The organism is Rhizobium sp. PDO1-076 (assembly GCF_000247475.1).
Classification (GTDB): Bacteria; Pseudomonadota; Alphaproteobacteria; order Rhizobiales; family Rhizobiaceae; genus Allorhizobium.
The window spans coordinates 1-12867 of the sequence record NZ_AHZC01000355.1; the positions used below are offsets into that span (position 1 = coordinate 1).

The following is a 12867-nucleotide window of genomic DNA, read 5'->3' on the forward strand; positions in this document are numbered from 1 at the left end:
CGGCAAGCGTTGTCAGGAGATCGGCGGAGATCCCGCCGCCGCTGCCCTGGAGAATGGACAGTGCGGACGTGTCATAACTGGCGTTCTCGGTGTCATACATGGCGGTGTAGCGCTGCAGGAAGCGTTCCATCTTGGCGGGATCCTGGAAATCCGAAAGCGTGATATTGTCCTCGACGATCTTCGCCTGCATGTCGACGTCCATGTTGGAGAATTCTTCCGAATAGCCGAACGTGGTGCGGAAGACTTCCAGCAGCGCCTCATCGGCGATCAGGTCATAGGCATCGGTCAATGTCGGCGCCGTGCGCTCGAAATAGAGCGCCAGGCGAACACCCTGATTGCTTTCGCCTTCGCTCTCTTCAAACGTCTGGCGCAGGTAGAGGTTGATGGTTTCGAGCGTTTCGCCGCGTTGCTGCACCGTTCCGACGGTGTCATCGGTCAGGTTGCCCTCGCTGTCGAAATTGAAGGACGCGAGCAGTTCCGCCCATTTGGAATTGGCCTGCTGGTTCGCGAAGCTCTTGGGATCATCGAGATCCGAGGCAAACAGCTGCTTGAGGAAGTCGTCCGTTACCTCATCGCCATCGAAACCGAATGCGCCGAGCACGACATCGACGACACGGCGATCATCCAGAAGCTCATCGACCGTGCGAATGCTGGCGATCTGCTCCTGATAATATTCGGACTCCTTGGTGGCAGCTTCCTTGGCGGTCGTCTGCTCGTCACCCTCCAGGTAGAGGATCTGCTTGACGATGTAGTCCTTGGCGATATTCGTCGCAGTCGCTTGGTTTTGCGCCTGCAACGGCGCCTTGGCTTCACCTTCGCTGTCGAAGTTGAACAAGGTCGCCATTTCGATCAGGCGCGAATCCTTCGATTTGTTGGCGTAGCTGTTCGGATCGGTGATGTCGCTGGTCAGGACCCTGCGCAGCTCGGAATTACTGAATTCATCCCCTTCAAATCCGAAAGCCCTCTGCAGCATCAGGCGAAGCGAACTGTTGTCCAATAGATCATCGACACTGGTGATCTCGGCCATCTTTTCGGTGAAGTAGTCGATGGTCGACGTCTTCATCTCTTCGCTTTCGTCATCGTAAAATTCGGCAAAGCCGGTATGCGTCGACGCAAGCTGGGCGGTGCCCTGTGCCGAATAGCCTGACCTGACGTTGCCATCCGTGCCGAAATTGAACTTCTGCGCAACCGCGACCCATGCGCTGCCGCCATTGGTGATGGCGTAGTTGCCAGAAGCACTCAGGTCGCTGGTGACGATCGACTTGAACACCGAAGCCGTCACCGTTCCGTCGAGCTCCAGGGCGGTCTTGACATAGTTGAACAGCCGCTCGTCGCCGGTGATATCCTCGACCGTGGTCACGTTGGCGATCTGGGCTGTGTAGTAGGCCTTTTCGCGCTGAAGATAGTATTCGGAGGCGTAGGTCTGCTCTTCCTCGATATAGAGAGCGACAGTGCCTTCCTTCTGCTCGGCGCTCTGGGCCGTTGTTCCGGAAAGGGAACCATCGGTATTGAAGCTGAACGCCTGGGCCATTTTGAGGAAGGCCGCCGAATTCGACGCGTCGTTTTCCACCAACTGGTTCACGTAGCTTGCGCTGTCACTGAGATCGCTGGTCAGGATCTTGGTGAAATGTTCCTTGGTGTAATAGGTGCCGTCGATGCCATAAGCGTCGAGCACATAATTGAACAGGCGAGTGTTCTTGACCAGGCTGTCGGCCGAGGTGACCGTGTCGATCACCGACTCGTAGTAGTAGGTTTCGGTCTCGATCGCGTCGTTTTCGGCAACGAGCTGCTCATCCAGAAGCGCAAGCAGCTTGGTTTCCTGCGCCGACGTCTGGGAATCCTTGGTTTGGCCGGTGAACTGGAATGCGGCGGCGAAATTGCGATATCGATCATCTGACAGGACGTTGGCAAAGCTGGTGCTTTCGCTGAGATCGCTTTCAAGGACCTTTTTCATATAGGCCTTGGCATAGGTCATCTCTTCGAGACCGTGGGCCTTCATCGCAAAGGAATAAAGACGGTAGTCGTCGAGGAATTCATCCACGGACGTGACGTTGCCGATATTCTCTTCGAAATACGCGGTTTCGCGCGCAACCTGGCTGTCAGAGGCGACGCGGTTGAGGCTCGACTTCATATCTCGCGTCGCAAGATCATAGCTCAGATATGTGGAGACCATCGCGTCCTCGGCAGAAAAATCGATTTATACGAATCGCATCATGCGCCTTAATTCTTGCTCGGAGCTTTATATCTTTGTGAAGAAACGCTGCGAATGCGCTTTTCGAGACTGCCGCATGAAGCAGGCGGCATACGGGCTCGCCTTCCCACATCCCGGCGATCCGACATCTGTATCGATCTGGAATAGATCGTGGCCGATTTTCACGTTTCAGCAACCCTGCGCAGTACGACAAAACTAACCATTTGAGACTGCAAGGTTTTTTTACCGCGATTTTTAAGCTGTCTCGAACAGCCGCTGGCTATGTTGCCCCCACAGAGGACGAGAAGTCCCAAACAGACGAGCACATGACGCGCTCTCGGGTAAAACAAGGGTAGCATGAAGATGACGAACACGGTTATGAAGCCCGATTGGGCAGGAGCCACTCTGCGACTGGATCCCTCGCGGTTCCCACAGCAGGTCTCCTACGCACTGCACGGCTCCTTAGGCGATGTGACAATCACCATCGACGAACGCGGCGCGGTGCTGCGTAAAATCCTTCCTGGTAGCGGTCTCCCCCTCTCCTTCGCTCTGCCGGCCCGCGCCTTCAAAGGCGTTGCGGCCCGGGCGATCGACCATGGCGACGGCGAAGTGACCGTCACACTCGAACTGCATCACGACGATCCGGATCTGTGCATCCCACTGCTCGTCGCCCATGATCTCTGCGATATCGCTGCCGACTGGCGCGGCTGGGCGGATGCCTTCCGCATCCCGATGCTGATGGTCGAGGCCGACGGCATTGCCCGTCCGCTGGAAGATCATATCGGCGAGGTGCGCACCCGTGACACGCAACCGCGTCGCCGCCACTCCTATTTCGCCGAGCGCCGCCCGCGCTTCCTGGTGCGCCGCACGACCGGTTCGCTTGGCGTAACCATGAAGATTTCCGGCAAGGAAATCATCGCCCGCAGCTGATTTCGTCCCAAGACGGAACATTACAAGGCCCGGAAGGCAACTTCCGGGCCTGTTTGTTTTCAGGGTATTTGCGACAGAGCGTGCCGATCCAAGCCAGTTCGCCCTTACTCCGACCATGAAACCCGGACGTAAAGCGAGGCGATTGCTCAGGCGAAAGGCAGCGCCATAAGCAGGCCGAGGAAAATGATCGCCCCGACGCGGTTGTTCGACTTGAACAGCGCAAGGCACTGGGCGCCGTCATCGATGTCGAGGACCTTGATCTGCCAGGCAAACAACCCGCCGGCGATCATCAGGCCGAGAATGGCCGGAAAGCCGGCGCCCGCCATGACAAAGGAGACGAGAAGCAGCAGCAGCGTCAGACCGTAAAGACCGGCGAGCCAGAGTTTCGTGTCGTCACCGAACAGGCGAGCCGTGGAGCGCACGCCAACGAGCGCATCGTCCTCCTTGTCCTGATGGGCGTAGATCGTGTCATAGCCGATGGTCCAGGCGACGGCGCCGAGATAGAGCAGGATCGCAGCGAGCGACAGGTTGCCATGCAGGCCGGCCCAGCCCATCAGCCCGCCCCAGGAAAAGGCAAGGCCGAGAAAGAACTGTGGCCAGTCGGTAAAGCGCTTGGCAAAGGGATAGATCGCCACGATGGCCAGCGAGGCTATGCCCAGGACAATCGAAAACATGTTGAAGCAGAGCAGAACCGCAAGGCCGACCAGCGCCTGCAGGCCCACGAAGATCTTGGCATTACGGCGCGATACACGGCCCGACGGCAGGGGGCGCGAGCGGGTGCGCGCGACCTTGTCATCGATCTCATGGTCGACGAGGTCGTTATAGGTGCAGCCGGCACCGCGCATGGCAACCGATCCGACAAAGAACAGGACGAGGTGAAAGACGAACTGCGTCGGGTTCAGCCGGTCGTCGGCAGCCAGCACGTTGGCCGCCAGTGCCGAGGACCAGAAACACGGCCACATCAGCAATTGCCAGCCGATCGGCCGGTCCCAGCGGGCCAGCTGGGCGAAGGGCCAGAGCCAGCGCGGCAACGCGCGGTAGACCCAGTTGTCGGAAGGCGCGTCGATAACGCGATCGTGGTGGTCGGCTGAACTGTTCATAATGCCAGTGATAGAGCATGGCGGCGGCCAAGAAAACCGCGATTGCCGGTCAGCAACCGCGAAAAATCAGCACAGTGCCCGGCAGATATGCCGGAGCCTCAATCGAGGCTGAAGCCGAACTTGTAGCTGGCCGAGACGCCGAATGTCAGCTGGTTCTTGCTGCCACGTTCCTCGACAAGGCTGCTGTCGGCGGCAGGGCCGGTCAGGCGCTTGTATTCGGTAAAGGCGCTCATCTGCAATTTTTCGGTGGCGTCCCAGGTGATCGCCGCGCCGGCACCGACGGATGTGAAGCCACCATCCGGGTGATATTCACTGAGGCCCGAGGCTGCAGATTCACCGGCATCGACGCCGTAATAGGCCTTGGTATAGCCGCTCGTCGCATAGGTGGCGCGCGGACCACCGGAAATGCGCAGATCCGGGGCGATATCGGTGAAGGCATCGAGCGCAAGATCGGCGACAAGGCCGTCATGGCTGCGAATGCCCTGGCGCAGTTCGGCACGGGCGCGCAGATAGTCGGTGACATAGACATCGGCGAAGCCGCCGAGTTCACCGCCCCACTTGATCTCGGAGAGACCGATCAACTCGTCGGCATCGCCGGCATCACGGCCCGGAATGAACTTGCCGGCAACACCGGCACGCAGGACGTCGGTATCATAAATGGCGAAGGAGGCGCTGTCATTGCGCGAGCTGAAGCGCGGCTGGTTGCCACGGCCGAGCGAAATGATCGGCGAAAAGAACAGCTTGTTGTCCTTGGCACCTTCGAATTTCGGCGCGGAAATGCCCGAGCCGCCGAGCGTCAGATACCAGTTTCCCGACCAGAAACCTTCGGCGTTCGCCTGACCGGCAAAAGCAAGCGCGCAGGAAGACAGGACGATGGCACGGGTGGCATTTCGCATGATGGACCCCAGACTGACGCAATACAAACCTCCGCTACGGCGGAGACGAACCGCTTCAATATTGCAGCAATGCGTTACGGGATCTTTAACCAAGGCGAGCAACTTGGTTGAGGCGCAATCGGGCGGCAGACGATCCTTGATTGTGGAGACCCATCACCCGTTTTGATCGACCGATCAGCCAAGCTTCTGATTTTCCGCCAAATTCCGCGGATGTTTCGTGCTTTTCTCCCGGCATCGCGCCTTTGCGGAGCAGCCAGACACTTTCTCCTTGACCTTGGCCGACCGGAAGACTTTGCTCGTTTGCAACTAAGAACAGGAGACTTCTGATGGCTGTCGATTCCTCTGCCCGCACGACCACATTCACCTATGTCGATGGCGACTGGTTTGCCGGCAATCCGCCGCTGATCGGGCCGACCTCGCATGCCATGTGGCTGGGTTCGACAGTATTCGACGGCGCCCGCTGGTTCGACGGTATCGCGCCGGATCTCGATCTGCATTGCCAGCGGGTCAATCGCTCGGCAGAAAACCTGGGCTTGAAGGCGACCATGGACGCCGGCGAAATCGAGCGCCTGGCCTGGGAGGGCATTGCCAAGTTCGACGGCAAGACAGCCATCTATATCAAGCCGATGTACTGGGCCGAACATGGCCAGGCCGGTTCGGTCGTGGCCGCCGACCCGGAATCGACGCGCTTTGCGCTCTGCCTGTTCGAAGCGCCGATGCACACCGCCAAGCCATCGTCGCTGACGCTGTCGCCCTATCGTCGGCCGACGCCGGAATGCGCCATGACCGAGGCCAAGACCGGCAGCCTCTATCCCAATTCCGGCCGGATGATCATCGATGCCCGCAGCAGAGGTTTCGACAATGCGCTGGTGCGCGACATGAACGGCAATGTGGTGGAGACGGCCTCCTCCAACGTCTTCATGGTCAAGGACGGCATCGTGTATACGCCGGCTGCAAACCGCACCTTCCTGGCTGGCATCACCCGCGCCCGGATCATCGGCCTGTTGCGCCATGCCGGCTTCGAGGTGCGCGAGGCGACGCTGTCGGTCGAGGACTTCATGGATGCCGACGAGATCTTCCAGACCGGCAATTATTCCAAGGTGGTGCCGGTGACACGGCTCGATGACCTGCAGTTGCAGGAAGGCCCGGTGACCCGCAAGGCCCTCGATCTCTACATGGACTGGGCAAGGTCGTCACACAGCACCGACGGCTGAGCACGCCCGGACAGGAGAGGCCAAGACAGGACAGGCCGCGCCTTGATCGCGGCGTCCGGCCTCTCTATCTCTCGCTCAACCGCCTGATCCAATTCTGGAAGGAAATCACCTTGTCCATCTTCAACAACCTGCCGAGCCCGCCAACCGTTGCCAAGAAGCCGGTGAGCGACACGCGCCACGGGATCACCCGCACCGACGATTATGCCTGGCTCCGGGCCGACAACTGGCAGCAGATGTTCAAGGATACCTCGATCCTCGATCCGGAAATCCGCAGCTATCTGGAGGCGGAAAACGCGCATATGGACGCGGCCATGGCCGATACCAAGGCGCTGCAGAAGACGCTGTTCGACGAGATGAAGGGCCGGATCAAGGAGGACGATTCCTCGATCCCGATGAAGGACGGCCCGTTTGCCTATGGCTCGGCCTTTGTCACCGGTGGCGAGCAGCCGCGCTATTTCCGCATTCCGCGCGATGGCGATCCGAAGGACGAGGCGCTGCGCGATCTTCTGCTCGACGGCGACAAGGAGGCGGAAGGCAAGGATTATTTCCGCCTCTCGGGCATCGACCATACGACCGATCATGCCTTCGGCATCTGGGGCTATGACGACAAGGGCTCGGAATATTACACCCTGCGCATCCGCGATTTGGCCACCAAGCAGGATCTCGAGGATGTGCTGGAGAACACCGCCGGCGGTGGCGTCTGGGCGCCGGACGGCAAGAGCTTCTTCTATACGCTTCAGGACGAAAACCACCGACCGTCGAAGGTCTTCCACCATATCGTGGGTGAGCCGCAATCTTCCGACCGGCTGGTCTACGAAGAGAAGGATCCCGGCTTCTTCATGGGGGTCGGCGGCTCGCTACTCGACGACTTCATCTATATCGACATCCACGACCACGAGACCTCGGAATACCGCCTGCTTTCGACCAAGGACCTGACCGCCGAGCCGCAACTTGTGGCCGAGCGCGAGGAAGGCATCGAGTATGCGATGACCGAAGGCGGCGACGTCTTCTACATCCTGACCAATGCCGGCGACGCCAAGGACTTCAAAATCGTCGAGGCGCCGGTATCGGCTCCCGGCAAGGCGAACTGGAAAGAGGTCGTCGCGCATGAACCCGGCCGGCTGATCCTCAGCCACATGGCCTTTGCAAGGCATCTCGTCTGGCTCGAGCGCCGCGAAGGCCTGCCGGTGATCATGATCCGCGACCGCACGTCCGGCGAAGAGCATTCGATTGCCTTTGCCGAGGAGGCCTATTCGCTCGGCCTGTCCGGTTCGGCGGAATACGACACCGATGTCATCCGCTTTTCCTATTCGTCGATGACCACGCCGAGCCAGTTGTTCGACTACAACATGGCGACGCGCGAGCGCACGCTGTTGAAGACACAGGAAGTCCCGTCCGGCCACAATCCGGATGACTATGTCACGCGCCGCGTCTTTGCCAAGGCACATGACGGTGTCGACGTGCCGGTCACCCTGCTCTATCGTCGCGATACGAAGCTCGACGGTTCCGCACCCTGCCTGCTCTACGGCTACGGCGCCTATGGCATCACAATCCCCGCCGGCTTCAACACCAATTGCCTGTCGCTGGCCGATCGCGGCTTCGTCTATGCCATCGCCCATATCCGCGGCGGCAAGGACAAGGGATTTTCCTGGTATGAAGACGGCAAGATGGAAAAGAAGGCCAATACCTTCAAGGACTTCATTGCCGCCGCCGATCACCTGGTGAAGGAGAAGTTCACCTCCTTCGACCGGATCATCGCCGAGGGCGGATCTGCCGGCGGCATGCTGATGGGGGCGATCGCCAATATGGCACCGGAGAAATTCGCCGGTATCATCGCCGCCGTCCCCTTCGTCGACGTGCTCAACACCATGCTCGACGACACGCTGCCGCTGACGCCGCCGGAATGGCCGGAATGGGGTAATCCGATCGAGTCGGTCGAGCAATACAACTGGATCGCCGCCTACTCGCCCTATGACAATGTCGCGGCAAAAGCCTATCCGCCGATCCTGGCGCTGTCTGGCCTCACGGACCCTCGCGTGACCTATTGGGAGCCGACCAAGTGGATCGCCAAGCTGCGCGGGCATGCGCCGGATGCAGGACCCTTCCTGCTCAAGACCAATATGGCAGCCGGTCACGGCGGCAAGTCCGGCCGTTTCCAGCGGCTGGAGGAGATCGCGTTCGAATATGCGTTCGCGATCAAGGTCGCGGGCAAGATGTAATGACCGGATTATGAATTAAAGTTCACGGTGGATTTGACATAACATCCATCGTGAACCATAGTTCACATATAATCGAGATCCGGTAGCATCCCGATTCCATCTCATGGATTCGCAAGCTGAGGGATTAGCAGGCGCAGACACGGATTGCAACCAGGCTTGTGCGCCTGCAATCGGGACTGTTCGGCGACGCCAAATATTTCGATGGCATCGGCGAAATTCGGATCGACTACGGGCCAGGCTACCGGATCTATTTCGTCCAGCGGGGCACCACCATCATCATTCTGTTGTGTGGTGGAGAAAAGAGCAGCCAGGAAAAGGACATCGGCCGTGCGAAGTCTTTGGCAAAGGAAGTTTGATATGGCCGTTGAAACCATCCCGTTCGACGCATCCGAGTTCTTTCTGGACACAGAGACACAGGCCGCGCTTTTGACTGATGCTTTCGAGACTGGAGATGCAGCTTATATTGCCAATGCTCTTGGAGTCATCGCCAAAGCCAAAGGCATGACCAGCGTCGCCCGGGAGGCCGGCGTGACGCGCGAGGCACTGTACAAGGCTCTCAGCGAACGAGGCGATCCGAAATTTTCCACTCTGCTCGGTGTCACAAAAGCACTGGGCCTGAAGCTGCTCGTCAAGCCCGCTGCAGAGCCAGCAGAATAAGTACCACCCATCTAGCAGGGTCAGTGATAGAGCACGTGCAAGCTTTCACGGGTGTCTTTTCGTGATTGCTTGCGCATCTCCTAAAAAATGAAGCTCACACATCCCTGATTCGGCCGCCGCGTAGTCCGAGTGCGAGCTTGGCGCAAGGTCAAATCTCGCTCTTGCGCCGCAACACGCAAGCCTCGCGCAAGGTTCAAAGGTTAACAAATGGTTAATTCTTTCAACCGAGGCGTCCGCCATGAGGATCGATAGCGGTCTTAGTAGCAACTATTCCTATCAAAATCGCTACGTGCCCAGCACGGCCGATACCGATGACGCTGCGCCGGATACCAGCACGATCTCGAAGGCCCGCACTGGCAGCCCCAACACGTTCTCCAGCACATTGCTATCGAACCAGCTTGCCTCGGCACTCTGGACTGTTGAGGGCGGACGCAAGGCTTCGCTCACGACTGAGTCCGCGACAGCCAACAGCGACGAGCGCGTTTCCAACTCTGTTTCGCAGCAGGTCGAAGCGGCCTACCGCGAATACGACCTGCCGGACTACGCCGAATTCTGAGTTTACAGCGCAGGCTCCAGTCAACCGGCCAGGGCAACCCGGCCGGTTTTTTTATGCGCAATCGCGGACAGGACCGTCAGTGCTTGTGCCCATGCCCCCCGTGGTGGTGATGGGCATGATCCGTGCAGCATTCAGCCATGACAGGCACGACATCCTGAACACCATGCCCATCCGCATGGTGCCCCGCTTGATGGCCACCCTGCTGCCACTCCATCCATGACTGCTGCAGGATCTGGACCGAAGACGTCAGGAACAGACCGGCCATGATGCCGGCAACGATCAGGTCCGGCCATGCAGTCGCCGTGCCCCAAACCCCAATGGCCGCGATCATGACGATGACATTGCCGATTGCATCATTGCGCGAGCATAGCCAGACGGAGCGCACATTGGCATCACCATCCTTGTAGCTCATCAACAACAGGACGCTGGCGACATTGGCAATCAGCGCCAGAAAGCCGATCACGCCCATGATCGGCGCTTCCGGCAAGTTCATGTAGAAGACGCGGTACAGCGTGGAGCCGAAGACCCAGAGGCCCATCAGAAACAGGCTTATACCCTTGGCAGCAGCGGCCGTCGTGCGGACACGGATAGAGGCGCCGATGACGGCGAGCGAAATGCCATAGGTCACGGCATCGGCGAAGAAATCCAGAGCATCAGCCTGCAGCGCCTGAGAGCGAGCCAGTTGGCCGGCGGTCATCTCGATGAAAAACATCCCGGCATTGATGGCAATCACCAGCCAGAGCCTGCGCTTGTAGGTGTCCGACATGCCGTCGAAGGGGCCGTGGCTATGACCACAAGAGGCGCTCATGAGATTTCCTTTCCTGCTTGATCTCGTCCTGCATCCTTTCTAGAATCTATAGCGACTAGAGGTTCAAGAGGTTTTTTCACCGATGTATTCGATTGGCGATCTATCGCGCCGAACGGGGGTTAAGGTGCCGACCATCCGCTACTATGAGCAGATGGGGCTGATCTCGGCGCCTGACCGGACAGAAGGCAACCAACGGCGCTATGAAAAAGCCGAATTGGACCGGCTGGCCTTTATCCGTCATGCGCGTGATCTCGGCTTCCCGATCGAGGCTATCCGCGAGCTTCTGACGCTGAGCCGCCACCCGGAAGAGCCATGCGGCACGGCCGACCAGATCGCCCGCGAACAATTGGCCGACGTCCGCGACAAGATCGCCAAGCTGCGCAAGCTCGAAGACGAACTGACCCGCATCGTCTCCCATTGCGAAGGCCATACCGTTGGCGATTGTTATGTGATCCGGGCGCTGTCCGACCACGGGCTTTGTGAACACGAACATTGAGGATCAGGGAATGCCGGTGATCAGACAACAGGACGCGGGGCTTGAAGAAGGCAAGGCCGAGGGCATCAACACCGAGCTTGGCCCCTATTCGGCACGCCTTCTCAGCGATGCCGGCGGGTTGACGCAATTCGGCGCCTTTATGGAGACCCTGCCGCCGGGATCGCGCTCGTCGCACCAGCACTGGCACGAGCGGGAGGACGAGTTCATCTTCGTGGTGTCAGGCCGGGTAACGCTGCTCGAAGGTGATGACGTGACCGAAATGCAGGCCGGTGATGCGGCGACGTTCAAGGCCGGCGTGGCCGTCGGCCATTGCCTGGAGAACCGTTCTGCAGCAGACGCCAGCTACATCGTCGTCGGCACCCGCGCTCCGGACGACGTGGTGCATTACACCCGAAAGGACATGCTGCTGACCAAGGTCAATTTCGACAAGCACCTAACCGACCGGGCGGGGAATGCGTTGACGCGGTGATCCACAGGGATGGATATTGACAACCGATTGAAATCGGCGCATTGCCATTGCATGATCAACGCACGCGCAACCATCTCCTGCACGTATTTTTGGGCCTACCGGTAACCGGCGGCTCGACAGATCACTTTGTCAACAGGCCGCCGTCAGGCGGCCTTGTTGTTTAAAAACGCAGCTTCCCCTGACGGCACATCAAAAAAGGGAAGCGAAAATGACCGAAGATACTGAAACAACACTGCCGCGCCCGCCCGTCGTGGTGATCCGCCATGCCCGGCACCAGGACCTGCCGCAACTCAACGACATGATCTTGGCCCTTGCCGCCCATCACGGCGACGCCTCTGCGATGACGGCGGAAACGCTGGAACGTGACCTGTTCGGCGCCCTGCCCTGGATCACCGCGCTGGTTGCCGATGGCGGCGAAGGCCTGATCGGCTACGCCATTCTGGTGCCGCTCTACAGGGCCGACGAAGGCAAACGCGGCATGGACTTGCATCATCTCTTCGTCCGAGACGGCCAGCGCGGCAACGGCATCGGCCAGCATCTCGTGGCGCGGGCCCGCGATATTGCTCTTCAGTCTGGCTGCGACTACCTTTCGGTTGGCGCTGCGACCGGCAATGTGGCGGCGCATCGGTTCTACGAGCATATGGATTTCGTACCGCGCCCCGTCACCGGAATGCGCTACATTCAGCGCCTGTCGTAACAGGTCGATGCCAAGCTGCAGGGAGACATGTCGATGACCCGTATAGCCATTGCCCTGACCGAAGACTTCGCCGACTGGGAATGCGCCCTGCTGATGGCGGTGGCGCGATCCTATCTGGGCGTCGAGATCAGGACCGCTTCGCCCGATGGCCGGCCGGTCACCTCGATGGGCGGACTGAAGATCACGCCCGATCTCGCCCATGATGCCGTGGATGCAGAGACCTTCGACGCGCTGATCATTCCCGGTGGCTTGAGCTGGGAAAAAGGCACCGCGCCGGATTTCGGCGCAAAGGTCCGCGAATTTCACGGCTCGGGCAAAGTGGTCGGCGGGATCTGCGCGGCGGCAAGCGCGCTGGCGGCGACCGGCATCCTGAACGACGTGGCCCATACCGGCAACCGCCTTGCGTCGCACCAGAAATATCCGGCCTATCAGGGCGCCGCACTCTACCGCGACCAGCCGCAGGCCGTATCGGACGGCAAGGTGATCACCGCACCCGGCAATTCTCCGATCACCTTCACCATGGAGATCCTCAAGGCACTGGATCTCTGGAGCAGCGAGGCGGAGGACGAGATCGCGGCGTTTGCCAACGAACATCTGCCGCATGGCGCCGTCGGTTAATATCCGCAGGCCGTCA

General features: G+C 59.5%; 13 protein-coding genes and 1 pseudogene. 10 read left to right on the forward strand and 4 right to left on the reverse strand.

The window, feature by feature from the left end; genetic code table 11:
• Positions 1–2173 (reverse strand): DUF1217 domain-containing protein (locus tag PDO_RS17030; protein ID WP_007604744.1); only part of this gene is annotated, 2173 nt, incomplete at its 3' end.
• A 381-nt stretch (positions 2174–2554) separates the two neighbouring features.
• Here PDO_RS17030 and PDO_RS17035 point away from each other — a divergent pair.
• Positions 2555–3121, forward strand: coding sequence for a DUF6101 family protein (locus tag PDO_RS17035; protein ID WP_037074509.1), 567 nt, complete (start codon positions 2555–2557; stop codon positions 3119–3121).
• A gap of 146 nt (positions 3122–3267) precedes the next feature.
• On the opposite strand, the gene ubiA is transcribed toward PDO_RS17035, so the two are convergent.
• The gene (ubiA, locus tag PDO_RS17040) at positions 3268–4221 is read right to left on the reverse strand and encodes a 4-hydroxybenzoate octaprenyltransferase (protein ID WP_007604746.1); all 954 of its coding nucleotides are present in this window, start codon (positions 4219–4221) and stop codon (positions 3268–3270) included.
• 98 nt (positions 4222–4319) lie between these two features.
• On the reverse strand, positions 4320–5117 hold the full coding sequence (locus PDO_RS17045; RefSeq protein ID WP_007604748.1) for a MipA/OmpV family protein: 798 nt from the start codon (positions 5115–5117) through the stop codon (positions 4320–4322).
• 326 nt (positions 5118–5443) lie between these two features.
• On the opposite strand from PDO_RS17045, the gene PDO_RS17050 reads away from it, so the two are divergent.
• The 5 genes and pseudogenes from PDO_RS17050 to PDO_RS17070 all read left to right on the forward strand — a co-directional run bounded on the left by PDO_RS17050 (position 5444) and on the right by PDO_RS17070 (position 9763).
• Positions 5444–6331 carry a branched-chain amino acid aminotransferase gene (locus PDO_RS17050; RefSeq protein WP_007604750.1) on the forward strand — a complete coding sequence of 296 codons (888 nt, stop codon included), beginning with the start codon at positions 5444–5446 and terminating at the stop codon, positions 6329–6331.
• Positions 6332–6441: 110 nt separating this feature from the next.
• Positions 6442–8550 carry a S9 family peptidase gene (locus PDO_RS17055; RefSeq protein WP_007604752.1) on the forward strand — a complete coding sequence of 703 codons (2109 nt, stop codon included), beginning with the start codon at positions 6442–6444 and terminating at the stop codon, positions 8548–8550.
• Positions 8551–8690: 140 nt separating this feature from the next.
• Positions 8691–8906 (forward strand): annotated as a pseudogene (locus tag PDO_RS17060) (type II toxin-antitoxin system RelE/ParE family toxin); the annotation flags it as partial.
• A 1-nt stretch (position 8907) separates the two neighbouring features.
• Positions 8908–9207, forward strand: coding sequence for an addiction module antidote protein (locus tag PDO_RS17065; RefSeq protein ID WP_007604756.1), 300 nt, complete (start codon positions 8908–8910; stop codon positions 9205–9207).
• A 238-nt stretch (positions 9208–9445) separates the two neighbouring features.
• Positions 9446–9763 carry a hypothetical protein gene (locus tag PDO_RS17070; protein ID WP_007604757.1) on the forward strand — a complete coding sequence of 106 codons (318 nt, stop codon included), beginning with the start codon at positions 9446–9448 and terminating at the stop codon, positions 9761–9763.
• A 76-nt stretch (positions 9764–9839) separates the two neighbouring features.
• On the opposite strand, the gene PDO_RS17075 is transcribed toward PDO_RS17070, so the two are convergent.
• Entirely contained in the window at positions 9840–10571 is a 732-nt protein-coding gene (locus PDO_RS17075; RefSeq protein WP_007604758.1) for a cation transporter, read from the reverse strand.
• Positions 10572–10653: 82 nt separating this feature from the next.
• On the opposite strand from PDO_RS17075, the gene PDO_RS17080 reads away from it, so the two are divergent.
• The 4 genes from PDO_RS17080 to PDO_RS17095 all read left to right on the forward strand — a co-directional run bounded on the left by PDO_RS17080 (position 10654) and on the right by PDO_RS17095 (position 12851).
• Positions 10654–11067, forward strand: coding sequence for a MerR family transcriptional regulator (locus tag PDO_RS17080; RefSeq protein WP_007604759.1), 414 nt, complete (start codon positions 10654–10656; stop codon positions 11065–11067).
• Positions 11068–11077: 10 nt separating this feature from the next.
• Positions 11078–11536, forward strand: coding sequence for a cupin domain-containing protein (locus tag PDO_RS17085; RefSeq protein ID WP_007604760.1), 459 nt, complete (start codon positions 11078–11080; stop codon positions 11534–11536).
• Positions 11537–11744: 208 nt separating this feature from the next.
• Positions 11745–12233 carry a GNAT family N-acetyltransferase gene (locus tag PDO_RS17090; RefSeq protein ID WP_007604761.1) on the forward strand — a complete coding sequence of 163 codons (489 nt, stop codon included), beginning with the start codon at positions 11745–11747 and terminating at the stop codon, positions 12231–12233.
• Between the two features lie 33 nt (positions 12234–12266).
• The gene (locus PDO_RS17095) at positions 12267–12851 is read left to right on the forward strand and encodes a type 1 glutamine amidotransferase family protein (RefSeq protein WP_007604776.1); all 585 of its coding nucleotides are present in this window, start codon (positions 12267–12269) and stop codon (positions 12849–12851) included.
• Positions 12852–12867 lie beyond the last annotated feature (16 nt).